The sequence below is a fragment of the Microcoleus sp. B4-D4 genome (genome assembly GCF_036705185.1).
In the GTDB taxonomy this organism is placed as follows: Bacteria; Cyanobacteriota; Cyanobacteriia; order Cyanobacteriales; family Microcoleaceae; genus Microcoleus.
The window spans coordinates 37,593-54,042 of the sequence record NZ_JAUBTX010000038.1; the positions used below are offsets into that span (position 1 = coordinate 37,593).

Below are 16,450 nucleotides of genomic sequence, written 5' to 3' on the forward strand. Positions count from 1 at the left end.
ACAGCGCGTTAACATTGTGTCCCTCGCCATTTAAACTTAATCTAGACTAACTATCCCAAGGAACACACAAAAATAATGCGAATTTTATTTGTATCTGCCGAAGCAGCACCCCTGGCCAAAGTTGGCGGCATGGGCGATGTCGTCGGCGCTTTGCCTAAGTTTTTGCGGCGCATGGGACACGATGTCCGCATCTTCATGCCCTACTACGGCTTCGTTGCCGACAAAATGGACGTTCCCAAAAAACCTGTTTGGAATGGGGCGGCGATGTTCCAAAATTTCTCAGTCTTTGAAAGTGTTTTGGCGGGAACCGATGTACCTTTATACTTATTGCAACATCCATCTTTCTTGCCGCGCCGCGTTTACGGCGGTTTAGATGAAGATTGGAGGTTCACTTTTTTTGCTAATGCTGCCGCTGAATTTGCCTGGAATTACTGGAAACCCCAAATTATCCACTGTCACGACTGGCACACGGGGATGATACCTGTTTGGATGAAGCCTGACCCCGATATCAGCACGGTTTTTACTATTCACAATTTAGCTTATCAAGGGCCGTGGCGCTGGCGTTTGGAACAGATGACTTGGTGTCCTTGGTATATGCAAGGTCACAATACAATGGCTGCTGCAGTACAGTTTGCCGATCGCGTAAATACAGTTTCGCCCACCTACGCCGAGCAAATCAAAACCCCAGCTTACGGCGAAACTTTGGAAGGTTTGCTGTCTTACATCGGCGGCAAGGTTTCGGGCATTTTGAACGGAATTGATACAGAATCTTACAACCCAGCAACTGACAAGTACCTCCATCAACAATTCAGTGTTGATACGCTAGAAAAGCGCCCAGCTAACAAAATTGCCCTGCAAGAAGAAGTCGGTTTGGAAGTGAATAAAGGTGCCTTTTTAATCGGCATGGTGACGCGGCTGGTAGAACAGAAGGGATTGGATTTGATCATTCAAATGCTCGATCTGTTCATGGCCTATACCGACGCTCAATTTATTGTACTCGGAACGGGCGATCGCTACTACGAAACCCAACTCTGGCAAATGACAGCCCGCTATCCCGGTCGGATGTCCACCCAATTACTCTACAACGAAGCCCTCTCCCGTCGCGTTTACGCAGGCTGCGACACCTTCCTGATGCCCAGCCGTTTCGAGCCCTGCGGCATCAGCCAAATGCTCGCCCTCCGCTACGGCTGCGTCCCAATGGTGCGCCGCACCGGCGGTTTAGTTGATACCGTTTCCCACAATAACCCGATCGACAATACTGGTACAGGTTACTGCTTCGATCGCTACGAGCCCCTCGACTTGTTCACCTGCATGATCCGAACATGGGAAAGTTTCCGCTACAAAGATAAGTGGAAAGAACTGCAACAGCGCGGCATGAGAGAAGATTTTGGGTGGGATATTTCTGCCAAGAAATATGTCAATTTGTACAGCGACATTTTGGGGATATCGCCCGAAGAAAATGCACCGGAACCCGAACCCGAATTGAGCGGTGGTAAGGGTTAATTGGTAATGGGTAAGTTGACAGTTGACAGTTGACAGTTGGCTGTTGACTGTTGGCTGTTGGCTGTTGTTCTTTGTTATTTGTTATTTGTTATTTGTTATTTGTTATTTGTTCTTTGTTATTTGTTAGTTTTTGGCTCCAATGCCCGATGCCCAATCCCTCCGCTTCGCTCCGCCCAATCCCTCCGCTTCGCTCCGCCCAATGCCCAATGCCCGATGCCCTGTTTGCCCGATGCCCTGTTTGCCCGATGCCCAATCCCTCCGCTTCGCTCCGCCCAATGCCCAATTAATCAACAAATAAATCGAGAGGTAAATGGCCGTAAGTCCCGCTAACTCCATCTTCAGAAGAAAATTGACACGACACTAAAACTCCTCGGTAAGTTCCCGGATAACCATCAACATAATAGGAACCCTTCAAAGTATTGAACTTAATATAAACCGAACCGGTAAAGGTCGAACCAGTATTTGGATCTAAAACAGCTTGATATCCGAAAGCTTTCAAATAAGTTTCTAAAGCTAAAAAACCCTCATCCGTCGAAGCAGCGCAAACTCCCAGCATTTGATAATCCGACAAACTTGCTACTAGCAAAATCGCTTGACGCAACGCCTGTTTTTCCAGCGGCGACGCTACAGATTGCATATCCAGACAAGTAAAATCTTTGAGGATTTGCTGTGCTGCTTCAACAGTCAGGGTAGTCGGGTTTTGAGTAGACATGAATTGCTCTGATATTTACCAAAAGTACGATCGACACTCGGGCACTCGTCAACGGATTTCTGCCATTGCAACCCTCGATCGACGGCGGTAACACTCGCGCCAGCCCCGATTATAGCCTAATTGTGGATCGGGAAATCATTTTGGGCGATCGACTTACTGATCGCACACTCTACCTAGATTCCAAAGAAATATCACAAAAATCTAAAATTAGCTGAATTCCCCTCTATTAATGGTAGAGAGAAAAAAACAACAAATTAGTCAAGCAATTATGAAGTGCGAGCAATTGTTAAAAAACCTCAAACTTGTGATGAAAATTATTTTTAGGCTACTAAAGAAAGCCAAGCCGCTCTACTTATTCCTGATATTTGGCATCTGTATAGGTATTTCTGGCTGGACAGTAGAATCTAATTTCATCAAAATCCCATTAATCGGCTTTCATGACATTGTAGACACTCGCAATCCCGCCCAAGTGCCACCAAAGCGCCTTGCTTTTTCCATAGACTACACCAAACAAGATTTTTCAGTATTTTTAGAATATATAATGAAAGAAAACTATTGGTTATTATCATCTCAAGACCTGTACATATACTTTATCAAAAAGTCCCAGCCAATACCAGCTCAAAGATTGGGTCAAAAACCGATCATGATATCCTTTGATGACGGGTATAAAGGCGTTCATGTAAATGCACTTCCCGTCTTAGAAAAACTTTCAGCAATCCACAAGAAAAAAGGCAAATTTGTGTTATTTGTCAATCCTCAGTTCTTAGGTGTGGATATGGGTAAAAAATTTATAGCCCACGCTAGTTGCAATGATTTAAGAGACGGATATAAACAAGGTTTTTATGACGTTCAATCTCACGGTTTTGCTCACAAAAACTTCACTCAAATTAGCGGAAAAGAATTAGAATTAGAAATTGCCCAATCTAAGTCTGAATTGATAAAATGTATGGGAGATTTGGACAAAAATAAGATTATTGGCGCTCACATAGCTTATCCCTACGGCGCATCCAACAGACAAGTGGAAAAGATTTTGCCTAAATATCATTTAACTGGTTTTTTGTACAATGACAATTTCTTCAGAGCAAACAGACTCAAAAATAACTACCGTATTTCTCGCATCACTGTGGATAAATATATGTCGCATCAAGGTTTAATTCAGATTGCTAAAAAAGCTTCTACTCTCCGAAAGAAAGAGTAGCTTTAGGTAGCATTTTGTTGTTGTTTATTTGCTTAATTTTGCTCGTTTATCCGCAGGTTGGGGAAGCGCGCCCCATTGTGTCATCGTGCAAAAAAGCTAGTAGTTGTTACTGATATTTGCACGTTTAGATCAGTCCGCGTTTTTTGAGCTTTGCTAGCGCATCTTCTGCCGCATTTTTCTCAGCATCTTTCTTGCTTTTGCCTTTCCCTTCTCCATAGCATTTCTCTGCAACATAAACCTTAGCGAGAAATTTGGGCTGGTGGGGTGTACCTCCTTCTTGGACTGTCGCATATTTGGGCGGAGTCGCTTCACCGTTGGCTTGTACCCACTCCTGAAATCGGTTTTTCGAGTCTACAGTCGATCGCGTTTCCACAACATTGTCGGGAACAGAATCAAACATTTGCCACACAAAATTGCGAACTTTGTCCATGTCTTGCGTATCGAGATAGTACGCACCAATGAATGCTTCCAAGGTGCTGCTGAGCAAATTGGGGTTGGTAATCCCGCCTTCTCGGTAAGCTCCTTTTCCGAGCCGCATTTTTAAGTCTAAAGCAATTTCCGTAGCAAATCTGGCTAATTGTTTTTCATCTACCAATGCAGAACGGCGGCGAGTCATTTCGTCTTCTCCCATTTCTGGGTGGCGCTGATAGAGATATTCGCCGCTGAGAAATGTCAGCAAAGCATCGCCGAGAAATTCTAAGCGTTCGTTGTCTTCTTCGCGGAATGTGGGGTTTTCGTTGACGTAGGAACGGTGGGTTAGGGCTTGGCGCAGCAGTTTTTCATTGTTGAATTCGGGAATGGTTATTTCGAGTTCTTGTGTTTGATTAGTCGGTCGCATGGGAGTTTGGTAATTGTTATTGCTTTTGGAGTTTGGTATTGTTATGTTGGCAGACATGAAGGAGCCGCAAATAGCGGTTGGTTTGGAGCATCTAGTTTATCAAATAAACTGGATTTTTGCTATCTGCGACGAGGTTGATTTTAACAGATATTTCGCGTTTTTGCCGTTAGTCCGCCGGGGGTTTAAACCCCCGGCTAATAGCTGAAGTCCTCTTTAGAGGACTGAAGATTATATTTTTTTACACTGTTTTCGGTCGGTTTCAACCGACTTTCGCTATTAGCCAGGGAATTGATTCCCTGGCGGACTGTGCTGCTTTATGCAGATAATCGGTTGGTTTCTATTGACAACTGTTTGGGATTTTTTAGTTGCGATTTCAATCCTGCACACAAACTGGGTAATTCGTCTACATCATGAAAGTTATTCTCACCAACCAGGTTAATCAGTTGTGTTCTAGCACTTTGGCGTCGTGCAAAAACGATAACGGTTTTACCCAAAGCTATTAAAATGGTGATTAAACCTGCAAAGTCCCGATCTCCTGAAACTAGGATAATTATTGCAGGAGAAGGCTTAACTGCAAATAGTTGAGTACAGTCAAACACTAATTGCTTGTCTGCACTGTTTTTGTCTCTGTCGGGGACATCAATGCCTTTAAAACCAAGCTTTTCGGCCCGATTTTTGTTGTCAACTTGATTTTTGTGCTGCGAGTTATAGTAAAAATTTTTGCAATCTAAACGCCCTTTAGATTTGGCAAAATCGACCAATAATTCAGCTTCCTTTTGCTTTAACTGAACGTTCTGACCATCCCAAAGTATAGCAACTGGTTGAGACTGGCTTTTTTGTTGGCCTGTGGTTCGATGATTGTCCGCCATTGTATTATTTCCTAAAATTAGGTTGACTGGACAGCCTCGACATATCACGCATCTAGGATTAATGGAACGTTGCCTGTGGATTTGCTCAAAAATGAACATTTCGGCACAGGACAATCTCTTACCACAAAACACTGTGATTTGGTGGGGTTTGATTAACGTCTGAGCTACAGGATTTACTGAACTGGAACGAGTTTGGTAGCAGCCCGTTGAAGGGAAATTGAACAAAATAATGTTTTAATGTTTTCAAGCTTGTATCAACTTGTTAAAACGACATTAGACTGACTTTCCCCTCAAAGGGCTTCTAGAAACTTGTCCCAGTTCTATAGCAATCCTAAATTAGTTGTGGCATGGGCCCGAGAACCCATCCAGGCTAGAAGCCTGAACCACGTTCATAACTGACTTGGGATTGCTATAAATCCTGTAGCTAAGACGACTCAATCAACATTCCTTAACTTTAAATGCGATATTTAGTTTTAGCTCTGCCTTTAACATAACGTTTTAACTATTGGATGTCAAGTATTAAGTTAAAATAGTTTTTCTGACATCCTTATATCTCAGCAAGATTTTCGCCCACCTGATACCGCCAGTTACGCGCCCTCAGAAACCGGGTTTCTAGGAGTGTTGGCGACGAGTCACGAGAAATATCCCAAGAAACCCGGTTTCTCCCCCGACAAGTGCGATCGCCCACAAACCCCTCTCCCCGTGGGCCCATCCCGCTTATCGCCAACATTTGAAAACTAAATGTAAAAATATGTTGCAATGTTTCTACTGTTGTGTTAAGTTTAGTTACATAAGGTTGAAATTAAACGAGGTATCCGATCGTGCAAAACAAAGACGCAAAAGTAGGCTTCACAGAGTTTGCTGAAACTTGGAACGGTCGTTTGGCAATGCTAGGTTTTGTGATCGGCTTAGCTACCGAACTCCTCACCGGTCAAGGCATTCTCTCTCAAATCGGTTTGATGTAATCAGCTTAACTCCATAAAATAGCTGTAATTTGTGGCGATCGACCCCCTTTACAAGTGCGATCGCCCCCCCGCTAATAAGTCCCCTTCATTGATAACGAAGGGGATTTTGCATTTTTTATGAAAAATTAAAACCGATGGTACTATCATTTTTTTTCGTCTGAATAGTTATCCTCACTAAGCAATTCCTACCGAACCCAACATCCTCGATGTACGAGTCAAAGCAGGAAGCTTCACTAAACCGTCCCGTTGGCGAGACCGCAGACTGTTATTTAAAATCATCTCCGACAGATCCGGCATTTCTTGCCTGCAGTGGGAGCAGAACCAGTAAATGCGATTGTGGCGAGCGTGGCGGAGCAGTGTAGAAGAACAACAAGGGCAACTATTCATGATATTTTAAACCTTATTTAAGATGTGGAGCGATCGGCAATTCATTGCAGAGATTCACGAATGCAGGCGGATATTAATTTCAGACACAACAAATTTTTTTTTCACTCACAACGTTGAGTGTCTCGTAAGTACCACTTTTGAAGACTCAGCAGTAACATCACAATCAGAAGCTGAACCATCCAAGGCGCGACAGAAAAACCCCAAAGAAAACAACCTAGTCCGGCCACAGCCACAAGTACAAAAATATCTTGAGAGGTTTGCCAGTAAATCCAGACGGCTGCCAGAGAAACTATCAGTAGTAAAATGTAAGCTGAGGGCATAGTCGTCTTCTCCAAAGGTGTCTGCCAACTGTCAGGAGCGATCCCCGACCATGTACTAAAACTAAAACTAAAAACTGAAGAACTTATGAAGATGAGCAACTTGTTACAAAAAGCAAAATACTCCTGCTAATTATTATTTATCCGATCGCTCAGCAGGAGTAATTGTTTTAAAGGCTACAGAATTCAATAGGGGCGATCAACCTATGCTTCCTCCCAGCCCAAAGCTTGAGCCACCATAGCAGCCAAAACCATCGGTTCAAAAGGCTTAGCAATCACACTGACAACGCCCAAATCTGCGAACATTCGCCTGTCGCTAGCGAGAGCCTTAGCCGTCAATAAAATTACTGGAATGTGCCGCGTAGCATCATTAGCTTGTAACTGTTTAAAAGTAGTAGGCCCGTCTTGATCCGGCATCATCACATCCAAAAGAATAGCGTCAGGCTGTTCGGCAAGAGCCTTAGCCACACCCTCGCGGCCAGAACTCGCCGTCAAAACTTCCCAGCCCCCCACCACCTCAAGACTGACTTGAGCCACTTCCCGAATATCTTCCGCATCGTCAATTACCAAGATGCGCTTGGAATTCAAAATTAACATTTTTTTTAACAATCAGAACTTATTCTCAGATTAAAGGCGAAATGTGAATGTTTGGTAAAGCAAAGTGTTTTGCCAGATCGAACTTTACACTAAATTTTTAAAACAGTAAAATCTTTCCACCCTAAAAATCGGCTTTTTGACCTCAAATCCCGATTTTAGGCCGTTCCGGCGCATCTATCCTCGCAAAAATGACAATCTTGGACGCACTGCAATTACCAAATAAACCTGGTTTTTTTAATATAACTTTGCCGGCCTTAGCTGTAATATCGTATCCGGTCAATTGACAGCAATAAGATTGGTTCGATCGTTCTGACTTTAGTCCGAAAAAGCTGCTGACTAAAGTCCACACTACGAACCCTGCTGCAAGTAAATCTAAAATCAAAAACTTGTACGCTCGCGACTTGTCGGCTGGCGTAGCCGAAGCAAGCCGAAGTATCTAAAATCTAAAATCGAATACCTTCTGCCTTCCCTTAACTTTGCCCTTCTCCGAGAATTGGCAGACTTAAGAAAAAAGTGCTGCCCTCATCCAAAACACTCTCTACCCAAATCCTGCCCCCGTGCTGCTGCACGATACTGCGACAAATAGCCAGCCCCAAACCAGTACCTCCTTTCTGGCGAGAATCAGAACCATCCACCTGTTGAAAGCGTTCAAAGATAATCTCTAGCTTGTCTGCGGGAATGCCCCGCCCTCGGTCTTTGACAGCAATCACGATAGACGAACTCACGGACGACAAGTGCGGATTGGTGGCGACAGCATGAGGAGACGATCGCGACTTCGAGTCCGATCGCGCTGTCAAATCCCGATCGTGCATCAACTCCCCGCTCAGCCAAACCGTAGCCCCTGAAGGAGAAAATTTAATAGCATTGCTGAGCAAATTTGTCAAGGCTTGAATTAGCCGATCGGGCACAGCCCGCAACAGAGCTTCCACAGGCCTGACGGACAAAATAACTCCCGCCTGTAGCGCCATGCCCTGCATCTCGTCAGCCGCCTGCAACATCAGCTCAGCAACATTGCAAGTTTGTTTGACGGCAGTGCTGTAACTCGACTCCATGCGCTCTAAATCGAGAATGTCGTTGATCAAGCGCACCAAGCGGTCAGTATTAGTGACAGCAATCTCCAGCATCCGCTTGGCTTTGTGGGGGTGAACGTCAAGCAAGCCGCTGTTGAGGAGGCCTAGAGCGCCGTGAATCGAAGTCATCGGTGTCCGCAGTTCGTGGCTGACAACGGAGATGAATTCATCTTTCATGCGCTCGACGGCAAGCCGATCGGTGATATCTTTAAAAGTCACCACGGCTCCAATAATTTGGCCTTGTTCTCGCATCGGAGCGACAACGTACTCCACCGGAAAAGTGCTGCCGTCAACGCGCCAAAAAACTTCATCATTAACGCGCCGAACCTCTCCGTCTGCTAAGGTGTCTAAAATTTGAGAACTTACCCGCAAGGGCAGTTTTCCCGTTGGCGTGGCGGCGTAGTCGGCGACAAGTTCAGAAGCAGAATTGATGACAGTTGCAGGCGACAAAAGCTCGATCGCCCGCGAGCATTCTTCGGGATAACGGTTTATGGTTTCATAGAGCGGTCGATCGATCCATTCCTTCGAGCCGCAGCCGGCCATTCTCACCGCCGCCGGATTGACAAAAGTTACTTTTCCCTGTTTGTTCAACCCGCAAATGCCTTCCCCGGCGGAGAACAAAATCATTTCTGTTTGGTGGCGGAGTTGTTCTAGGGCTTTTTCAACTCGCTTGCTGTCGCTGATGTCGCGAGCGATTGTCGAAACCCCCGTCACCATTCCTTTAGCGTCTTTAATCGGAGAAATCGTCAGGGACACATCTATCTGTTCGCCGTTTTTGTGTAAGTGTACGGTTTCGTAATGGTCGATAGTGGTTCCAGCCCGAATATTCTCCAGAATTTGGGGCATTTCCTTGGGGCGTTCGGGTATTGCTAAAATTTCGATCGACTTCCCCTTAACTTCCGCCGCACAGTAGCCGTAAATCTTCTGGGCTCCTGCGTTCCAGCTCTGAATTGTCCCGGCGAGGGTTTTGCCGACTATCCCGTCGTCAGAGGACTCGACAATGGACGCTAAGCGGACGAGTTCATCTCTAGCTTGCTTGTATTCGGTGATGTCGCGGCCCAAAATCACGATACTTTTGCGTCTGCCGTCAGGGTGAAATAGAGGTACTTTAATCACGTCGTAGATTTTCACAGTACCGTTCGATCGGGGAATCACTTCTTCACCCCTAGAAAGCGTACCTTTTTCCCACGCGGCTCGATCGCTCACCTCGCACGCCTGTAGCGCCTCCAGATAAAAAGGGCTGAGTTTTCCTAGTTGAGAATCTGTCAGGCCGCGGTATTCATCTGCTGATAGCTCAAACAATTCCAGTATTGCTTGATTTGCTTCCTGCCATCTGCTTTCGCCATCTTTGAAGCAGACAATATCTGGCATGGCATTCATCAGCAAGTCGAGATAGAAGTTTTCTCGCAGTCCAGCTTCTGCCTCGGCCCGCTTAGCGATTTCCTGTTGCAGGTTTTTGTTTGCCGTTTGCAGCGAATCAATTAACAAACTTTCGCTAACAGTGCGTTGTTTAATTATTTCTTGGAGTCTGTGGACTTCTAGCGACAGCTTCCTGCGGGCCAACAAATTCTCTACCCGCAAGTGCAGTTGGGCTGCATCTGCGGGAGTTGCGATTAAATCGTCAATTCGGCGATCGAGTTTTTCTGTTTGCTGCCCAAAATGCGGCTCGGTGAGGGCGGGGGTTTGGGATGTGCCGAGGAGCAAAAACGGTAAAAATATCGGCTCGGCGGCTGTTTTTAATGCTTCTATCAGCGGCCCGAGGCGATCGAAATTTGCCTCGTCGAGAATGCACAAGTCAAAAGCAATTTTAGGAATGTGAACTTCTGAGTTTGGTTCGCAAGTGCGATCGGGTACGATCACCTCATGTTGAGTGTTGAGGTGTGCGATCAGCAAATTAGGTTGTTGGTGGCGATCGACCAAGAGCAAAATGCGGTTCATTGAATTTGATTTATTTCCTCATAAATAATGATTTAATTTCATCTGAATTCACTTGCTATCTGGTTTGTCGTTCGGACTTTTGTCCTCGGAAAATGCAGGACTAAAGTCCGAACGATCGAACCTCTTTTCTAGCTGGTTTGTCGTTCGGACTTTAGTCCTCGGAAAATACAGGACTAAAGTCCGAACGATCGAACCTCTTTTTTCGCGATCAACCTACCGGACACAATCAAACATAATCTGACTACTGACTACTGACTACTGACTACTGACTACTGACTCTTTACGGCATTCCGATCGCAATCAAAGAATCGAACGACATACAACTAGAATAACGCTCCCCTTCCGATAAAACCGCAATCAGCTTCATTTGCCAGTCTGGCATAATTTGCAAATCCGCCCAGGGTACTGCTATCTCCAAACATTTATCCAGTCCCACTTGGGTTCTGCTGATGCGGGGATGCCACTCATCGCCCTCTCCTGCTTCTTGAAACCAAATCGATTTCGTCAGCAAATTAATCTCTAACTGATGGTGGAACCGATAGTTGAGCGGTGCTTCGTCGGGCCAACCCGACAGTGGGATCGGACTGTTGTGCATCGTGCGATCGGGATAAAACCAGAACAAGTTTAACTGCGGCGGGCAATCAATACCCGGCCGCACCCCAGCATTGAAGTCGGCGCGGAGGTAAAAATTCAAGTGATCGACTCCGTACCAAAGCCGCTGAATTGCCGAACTCCGGTGCATCGTACCCCTTGCTCCCCCAATTTCAATGCGGCCGGCTTTGTCCCAATCCTGTTCGTTGCCGATACCGTCGATAATCGGGTGAATAAAGCTCAGCGGCTCGCGATCGCCAGCCGCGTGATGCGCCTCTACTTGCCGCCGCACTTCCGGGGGTACAGCCTCGCCGAGAGCTTCGTAAATTCCTGCTACGTGTTCGCGAAATAACTGATCGAACATAGCATCTTGATTTGACGTGTGGCCTTCGCCAAACCACCAAAACCAGTCGGAACCTTCGGCCGCATAAAGCGCTTCCCAAGCTTCGGGATTGCTTTCTTCCGTGGCTTCTGGATGGTTGGCCAGCATTTGTCTCGCGGCCCCTAACAAGTCCCAAGCGCGATTTTTTGCCGGATCGCCGATCCAAGTTGTCAGGGAACCGTCTACCCAGGAACCTGTGTGCAGTTGGGCTGCGGGTATTGTTTCGGTGGCTGGGAATTTGTCGAGAAATTCCGAAACTGTGACTAATTTGATATCTGGATTGTCGCTGAGGGTTTCATAGAGCGATTCTAAGAACGGTTTGCCGTCTTCGGGATAGAATTCCCAGCAATTTTCGCCGTCAAGGGCGATCGTCACCAACCAGGGATTTTCTAAAGCTGTTTCGCCGCTTGACTGTCGGTGTTTGAGAGTTCTGCCGATCGCCTCCAAGTGTCCCACCAAATCTGACGCTGCTTTTTCCGGTTCCATCGAACTGTAAGTAAACCCAATCAAATCAGACAATCTGTGGTCTCGAAATACGATCGCCAAATCGCCATCAGGAGTTTCTAAACGATAAGGGCGATACAACAATTCTGGCTCGTAAACATTCCCCGCCCCATCCCGGTTAAAAAACTGTTTAATTGTCCACCCCAATACTGCCTCATCCGAGACAATCCATTTAAAACCTTGTTTAGCAATGTAGGGCAAAATTTCCGGGCTAACCGCCTGTTCCGACGGCCACAAACCGCGCGGTTGGCAATCAAACCTTTCTTGATACATTTCCCAGGATTTTCTCAAATGTCTGGGAATATCTTCTGCCCACTCAAACCGATGTTTTGGCAGCGTCATGTTAGGAATAGCTACGCGGCCGCTGTTGGTGTCGGCAAGCAGCGGTAAAATCGGGTGCGTGTAGGGGGTTGTGGAGACTTCCAACTGTCCCTCAGCTTGCATTTTACGGTGCTGGGGAATGATTTTTGACAGTATTTCTTTTTGTTTTGCGTAGATGTTTTTTCTGTCTGCCAAGCGAAAACCTTGTCCTTGTTTCAGCCACCCGGCAATCTCGGGGTCATCCCAAAACAGCGGATCGATCCAAGCTAAATTGTGCCACGCCAGCAAATCCCCAAAATCCTGGACAGTCCAGTTTTCCAAGCACCACTGAATGCCTTTTTCCTGTCGCTGAGTGTAGAGTTGAGCGTACCGGGGATGTGGCTGAATCAGGGTGTGGTAGTTGGCATCAAAGAAGTGTTCTAAAACAAACTCTTTTTCTTCGATGTTTAAATCATCGGCTCGCTTGAGAGTTACCGCCAAGTAAGGATCTAATGCTTTGTCTGCGATGCAGTCTTCTATCTGCAAAATTAAGGACGGAACCAGGTTTACTGTTTGATGCAGTTTGGGATATTTTGCCAGAATTAGCACTAAATCCAAATAGTCTTTGACTCCGTGCAGGCGCACCCAAGGCAGTCGGTATTGAGCTTCTTTTGCTGTAGCGGATACTCGGGATTTATACAGCGGTTGGTGTTGGTGCCAAATGAAGGCTACGTAAAGGGGGTGAGACATCGCATTTGGTAATGGTAATTCAAAAAAAGGTAACAGTCAGTTGACTGTTGACTGTTGACTGTTGACTGTTGGCTGTTGGCTGTTGGCTGTTGGCTGTCGGCTGTTGACTGTTGACTGTTATTAGTTAATGCTTTCGGGCCCATTGCCAACAACCAATTGCCAATTACCAATTGCCAACTACCAACAACCAATTGCCAACTACCAACTGCCAATTGCCAACTACCAACTGCCAATTGCCAACTACCAACTGCCAACTACCAACTGCCAACTAACTAATTACATTACCTGTTCGACTTCGGCAATTTCTGGAATTGCTTCGCGCAGGCGGCGTTCAATACCCATTCTCAGAGTCATTGTGGAACTCGGACAAGAGCCGCAAGCTCCTTGCAGTCTCAAGTGTACTACCGGGCCGTCGATTTCTACGAGTTCGACGTTGCCGCCGTCGGAAATCAGGTAGGGACGCAGTTCATCGAGAACTGTTTCCACGTTATCTCTGGTTAGTGCTAGTGTCGTCATATTTTGCCTCTGAAATAATTTCTTGATATTGGGTTTATTCGATCGTAGCCTGAGTTGCTGCCAAATCCAGCCGTCTTGGACGCGCAACTTCGATTTTTAGGGTGGGCGACGGGCCGCGCACCCCAGTCTGTAAGATTAAACTACTGCTGGTTGCAGCAGTTTGATGTTGGAATAGTTAAATTCGGTTGTTGTCAGTTGACCTTTTTCTTTCGATCGCACTACTTGCTTCGTCATGACATAATAGTCGCCTATTTTGTCAAAGGTATCTTCAAATTCTAGTTCTCTGATGATTTCGTTGGTTTCGGGGTTGCGGAAAACCGCATCGTAGTGGCTAGCCAAAGAACCTTCGGGAGTCTCCAAGCTTTTGTGCGTGTCAATGACGAAAGCCATGCGACCCATCACCCGGCTGACTTGACAAATTGACAGACCTCGGATTTTATAATTCGAGCCCATTGAGTCGCCTTTCACTAGAATATCCACCGCCTCGCTGCTGTCCTTCTCGCCGAGGGTGAAGCTATTTTTGCCGTGAGATTGTTCAAATGATGAGCGCTTGCGGTGGGTAACAATGTCCCGCATTTGGGTGTAAACGCTCTGCTTCACTTCCTCGTCTGCAATACCGCTGACTTCCACGCTCATGTCTGGTTTGATGGAAACATGGCCCGTATATACTTCGTCGCCTTGTTTGAGTTCAATATCGGCACTGTAGCCGGGAAAGTTCGCATCCCAGGTGTAGCGGTGTTCGTAAGCAGCGCGAAACAAATCGCGAGCGTTGGCTTGCTCTGACATAAATTCCTCTTTGTGTTGACACCCATCTAGTTTAGCTTAAGGGCCGGCTGGCCCCACATTCAGCGCATAGGCGGTTTCCCGACTCTCGCACTAGCACTTCTTCAGGTTGCTGCTGCGATCTTGATTTGAGCGCAACAAAAATTTACTTTTTTTGTCGGTTGCTACGATCGAAAATAAACTTAAAACATAGCTGGTTGTTGAGTTCGCGATCGATCGCGCTACACCAGTCTTAGTTATAGATCATCTTGAAAAAAAATGTCTTTTTTTGAGAAAATTTGCGCCTGTGGAAACTATTAGATTACCCATTAATAAAATGTTAGAAACAGTCTACAAATACTTAAAAAAGTTGCAAGAACAAGCTAGCGAATTGCCACTCCCACAACAGGCTATTTTTACAAAAACTGTAGAAAAGTTATCAAATTCTTTGCAGGAAGTGGCAGCCAGCATCCAGTTAGAAAACGCGAGCGATAACGAGGCTAAGCTGGTTGAACTAGAAAAAAACAATCGCCTCTTGGAACGCACAGTCGCGCAGCAAGCAACGCAAATTAGACAGCTAAAGGAGCAGTTAGATAAAGAAATTAGCCAGCACCGCAGGGACAATCAAGCATTAACTAAAAGCGAAGCCAAGGTGCAAGCTATCCTGCGGAATTCTCCCGATATAATTAGTATTATCGGCTCCGACGGGGGAGTCCGATACCACAGCGGAGCTCTGCAGCGGGTTTTGGGTTACAACTCAGAAGAAAAAATTGGTAAGTTTCACGGCGAGTTAATCCATCCAGACGATTTGCTGGCTTGGCAGACCTATTTTGGCAAATTGCTACAAGAGCCGGGAATTGCCGGGCCGATCGAATATCGGAAACGCCACGCTGACGGTTCTTGGATCTGGGTGGAGGCGATAGGTAATAGTTTGGTTCACGATTCTAGCGTGCAGGGAATTATAATTAACTCGCGGGAAATCCGAGAACGCAAGCAAGCAGAAATCGCACTCCGAGAGTCGGAATCGCACTACTTAGTTATGTCAAAAAGCACTTCGGATTTTGCCTATTCTTTTAAGGGACTCCCAGACGGCAAGTTTGTGGGCGAGTGGGCTACAGAAGCTTTTGAGCGCTTCACGGGCGTGCTTCCTGAAGAATTAGAATCGTTTGGTTGGTGGAATTCCCAACTCGTTCATCCCGATGACAAGGAAAGGTTAATTAAACAGTTAGAAGGTTGTAGTTTCAGCCGCACGGGAGCAAACGAGTACCGAATTGTTAATAAAAAAGGCGAGGTGCACTGGGTGTACGATTGCTGGCAAGCGGTTTGGGACAAAGCTGAAGGGCGGGTTGTTCGTTTGTGGGGCGCTTGTCAGGAAATTACCGATCGCAAGCAAGTAGAATTAAAACTACAACTCGCGAACGAATTAATGATAGCGCAGGTGGCATCAGCACCGCTAGCGATTAATTGTACCGGCAATGATGGCCGTACTATTATCTGGAACCGTGCCGCCGAAAAACTTTTTGGCTGGACTGCAGCGGAGGCTTTGGGGCAACCTTTACCGAATATTCTTCAAGGACAAAAGCAGAATTTTTCCGCGCTACTGACATCGGCGCGTAATGGCTTACTGCACAAAGGTTTGGAAGTGTGTTTGTTGAAAAAGGACGGTAGTTCGATCGATGTTTGGCTTTGGGCGGCACCGGTGCGAGGTGCTGGCGGCGAAACCATTGGCATTATCAACATATTTTCTGACTTTTCAGAACGCAACCACATAAAGGAGGAACGCCAAAAACTAGCAGCGATCAAAAATATGAAAGAACCTTTTTGGGCGCGCTATGTCAGCCCTCCCGAAACTACAAAGAAAAAGGGCGATTCTTAGTTCCATCAAGCAGAGTTTAAAGATATCAAAGGTGCGAAATTACAATCTTCGCATAGCAATATCATTGGGATAAAATAATGCTTACAAGTTTGTAGTGAGGACTTTAGTCCTCTGAGCTTTATGAGGACTAAAATCTTCACTACAAACCTATTTTATGGATTAATTCGATCGCACATAATATGATAAATACATCTGGATGTTATGTTTAGTAGCTGCTGCTATCCTATTTTTTATAAAACCCTAATGACCTACAAATAATTGAGTCGCCAGCAACCGATTTTATTTAAGGAATCTATAGATGCAAATGTCAATTTTTTGAGACAGAATACTTGTCGGCACGGTAAATAGTCTACTTTTTTAATGTGCGGTCGAATT

The 16,450-nt window shown here is 45.9% G+C and carries 16 protein-coding genes; 4 read left to right on the plus strand and 12 right to left on the minus strand.

Annotated features, from left to right (window positions below; translation table 11 throughout):
• Nucleotides 1–75: 75 nt before the first annotated feature.
• Nucleotides 76–1,503, plus strand: coding sequence for a glycogen synthase GlgA (gene glgA / locus QUB13_RS22970; RefSeq protein ID WP_333385254.1), 1,428 nt, complete (start codon nucleotides 76–78; stop codon nucleotides 1,501–1,503).
• Between the two features lie 123 nt (nucleotides 1,504–1,626).
• Here the strand turns inward: glgA and QUB13_RS22975 are convergent, their stop codons facing one another.
• Together QUB13_RS22975 and QUB13_RS22980 are read right to left on the minus strand one after the other, a co-directional pair.
• Nucleotides 1,627–1,794, minus strand: a complete 168-nt coding sequence (locus QUB13_RS22975; RefSeq protein ID WP_194070673.1) for a hypothetical protein — start codon at nucleotides 1,792–1,794, stop codon at nucleotides 1,627–1,629.
• Nucleotides 1,787–2,215 (minus strand): DUF1824 family protein, encoded by a 429-nt coding sequence (locus tag QUB13_RS22980; protein WP_194070672.1) that lies wholly within the window; start codon nucleotides 2,213–2,215, stop codon nucleotides 1,787–1,789. The genes QUB13_RS22975 and QUB13_RS22980 overlap by 8 nt, the downstream gene beginning before the upstream one ends.
• Before the next feature lie 229 nt (nucleotides 2,216–2,444).
• Here QUB13_RS22980 and QUB13_RS22985 point away from each other — a divergent pair, with 229 nt between their 5' ends.
• Nucleotides 2,445–3,413: a polysaccharide deacetylase family protein gene (locus tag QUB13_RS22985; RefSeq protein ID WP_333385259.1), complete on the plus strand. Its 969-nt coding sequence runs from the start codon at nucleotides 2,445–2,447 to the stop codon at nucleotides 3,411–3,413.
• Nucleotides 3,414–3,537: 124 nt separating this feature from the next.
• Here the strand turns inward: QUB13_RS22985 and rnc are convergent, their stop codons facing one another.
• From rnc to QUB13_RS23000, 3 genes are all read right to left on the minus strand, one after another.
• Nucleotides 3,538–4,308 carry a ribonuclease III gene (gene rnc / locus QUB13_RS22990; protein WP_333385263.1) on the minus strand — a complete coding sequence of 257 codons (771 nt, stop codon included), beginning with the start codon at nucleotides 4,306–4,308 and terminating at the stop codon, nucleotides 3,538–3,540.
• A 257-nt stretch (nucleotides 4,309–4,565) separates the two neighbouring features.
• Nucleotides 4,566–5,120: an NYN domain-containing protein gene (locus QUB13_RS22995; RefSeq protein ID WP_333385266.1), complete on the minus strand. Its 555-nt coding sequence runs from the start codon at nucleotides 5,118–5,120 to the stop codon at nucleotides 4,566–4,568.
• Between the two features lie 547 nt (nucleotides 5,121–5,667).
• On the minus strand, nucleotides 5,668–5,832 hold the full coding sequence (locus QUB13_RS23000; protein WP_333385269.1) for a hypothetical protein: 165 nt from the start codon (nucleotides 5,830–5,832) through the stop codon (nucleotides 5,668–5,670).
• 109 nt (nucleotides 5,833–5,941) lie between these two features.
• Between QUB13_RS23000 and QUB13_RS23005 the strand changes: the two genes are divergently transcribed.
• The gene (locus tag QUB13_RS23005) at nucleotides 5,942–6,085 is read left to right on the plus strand and encodes a chlorophyll a/b-binding protein (RefSeq protein WP_194010658.1); all 144 of its coding nucleotides are present in this window, start codon (nucleotides 5,942–5,944) and stop codon (nucleotides 6,083–6,085) included.
• Nucleotides 6,086–6,573: 488 nt separating this feature from the next.
• Here the strand turns inward: QUB13_RS23005 and QUB13_RS23010 are convergent, their stop codons facing one another.
• From QUB13_RS23010 to QUB13_RS23040, 7 genes are all read right to left on the minus strand, one after another.
• Complete coding sequence (locus QUB13_RS23010) at nucleotides 6,574–6,792, minus strand: hypothetical protein (RefSeq protein ID WP_333090233.1); 219 nt, start codon at nucleotides 6,790–6,792, stop codon at nucleotides 6,574–6,576.
• Nucleotides 6,793–6,993: 201 nt separating this feature from the next.
• Nucleotides 6,994–7,386 (minus strand): response regulator, encoded by a 393-nt coding sequence (locus tag QUB13_RS23015; RefSeq protein WP_333385272.1) that lies wholly within the window; start codon nucleotides 7,384–7,386, stop codon nucleotides 6,994–6,996.
• A gap of 470 nt (nucleotides 7,387–7,856) precedes the next feature.
• Nucleotides 7,857–10,394 (minus strand): PAS domain S-box protein, encoded by a 2,538-nt coding sequence (locus QUB13_RS23020; RefSeq protein WP_333385275.1) that lies wholly within the window; start codon nucleotides 10,392–10,394, stop codon nucleotides 7,857–7,859.
• Between the two features lie 280 nt (nucleotides 10,395–10,674).
• Nucleotides 10,675–12,921 (minus strand): glycoside hydrolase, encoded by a 2,247-nt coding sequence (locus QUB13_RS23025; RefSeq protein WP_333385278.1) that lies wholly within the window; start codon nucleotides 12,919–12,921, stop codon nucleotides 10,675–10,677.
• Entirely contained in the window at nucleotides 12,900–13,175 is a 276-nt protein-coding gene (locus QUB13_RS23030; protein ID WP_333385281.1) for a hypothetical protein, read from the minus strand. The genes QUB13_RS23025 and QUB13_RS23030 overlap by 22 nt, the downstream gene beginning before the upstream one ends.
• 22 nt (nucleotides 13,176–13,197) lie before the next feature.
• On the minus strand, nucleotides 13,198–13,437 hold the full coding sequence (locus tag QUB13_RS23035; RefSeq protein ID WP_194012902.1) for a NifU family protein: 240 nt from the start codon (nucleotides 13,435–13,437) through the stop codon (nucleotides 13,198–13,200).
• A gap of 135 nt (nucleotides 13,438–13,572) precedes the next feature.
• Nucleotides 13,573–14,223, minus strand: coding sequence for a DUF3386 domain-containing protein (locus tag QUB13_RS23040; RefSeq protein ID WP_333385285.1), 651 nt, complete (start codon nucleotides 14,221–14,223; stop codon nucleotides 13,573–13,575).
• Between the two features lie 283 nt (nucleotides 14,224–14,506).
• Here QUB13_RS23040 and QUB13_RS23045 point away from each other — a divergent pair, with 283 nt between their 5' ends.
• Nucleotides 14,507–16,075, plus strand: a complete 1,569-nt coding sequence (locus QUB13_RS23045) for a PAS domain S-box protein (RefSeq protein ID WP_333385288.1) — start codon at nucleotides 14,507–14,509, stop codon at nucleotides 16,073–16,075.
• Nucleotides 16,076–16,450 lie beyond the last annotated feature (375 nt).

Bases quoted from the DNA above. Each gene is read 5' to 3' on its own strand.
- rnc (WP_333385263.1), bottom strand. From the start codon at position 4,308: ATGTCTGCCAACATAACAATACCAAACTCCAAAAGCAATAACAATTAC.
- glgA (WP_333385254.1), top strand. From the start codon at position 76: ATGCGAATTTTATTTGTATCTGCCGAAGCAGCACCCCTGGCCAAAGTT.
- QUB13_RS22985 (WP_333385259.1), top strand. From the start codon at position 2,445: ATGGTAGAGAGAAAAAAACAACAAATTAGTCAAGCAATTATGAAGTGC.
- QUB13_RS22980 (WP_194070672.1), bottom strand. From the start codon at position 2,215: ATGTCTACTCAAAACCCGACTACCCTGACTGTTGAAGCAGCACAGCAA.
- QUB13_RS22995 (WP_333385266.1), bottom strand. From the start codon at position 5,120: ATGGCGGACAATCATCGAACCACAGGCCAACAAAAAAGCCAGTCTCAA.
- QUB13_RS23040 (WP_333385285.1), bottom strand. From the start codon at position 14,223: ATGTCAGAGCAAGCCAACGCTCGCGATTTGTTTCGCGCTGCTTACGAA.
- QUB13_RS23035 (WP_194012902.1), bottom strand. From the start codon at position 13,437: ATGACGACACTAGCACTAACCAGAGATAACGTGGAAACAGTTCTCGAT.
- QUB13_RS23025 (WP_333385278.1), bottom strand. From the start codon at position 12,921: ATGTCTCACCCCCTTTACGTAGCCTTCATTTGGCACCAACACCAACCG.
- QUB13_RS23020 (WP_333385275.1), bottom strand. From the start codon at position 10,394: ATGAACCGCATTTTGCTCTTGGTCGATCGCCACCAACAACCTAATTTG.
- QUB13_RS23015 (WP_333385272.1), bottom strand. From the start codon at position 7,386: ATGTTAATTTTGAATTCCAAGCGCATCTTGGTAATTGACGATGCGGAA.
- QUB13_RS23000 (WP_333385269.1), bottom strand. From the start codon at position 5,832: ATGGGCCCACGGGGAGAGGGGTTTGTGGGCGATCGCACTTGTCGGGGG.
- QUB13_RS23010 (WP_333090233.1), bottom strand. From the start codon at position 6,792: ATGCCCTCAGCTTACATTTTACTACTGATAGTTTCTCTGGCAGCCGTC.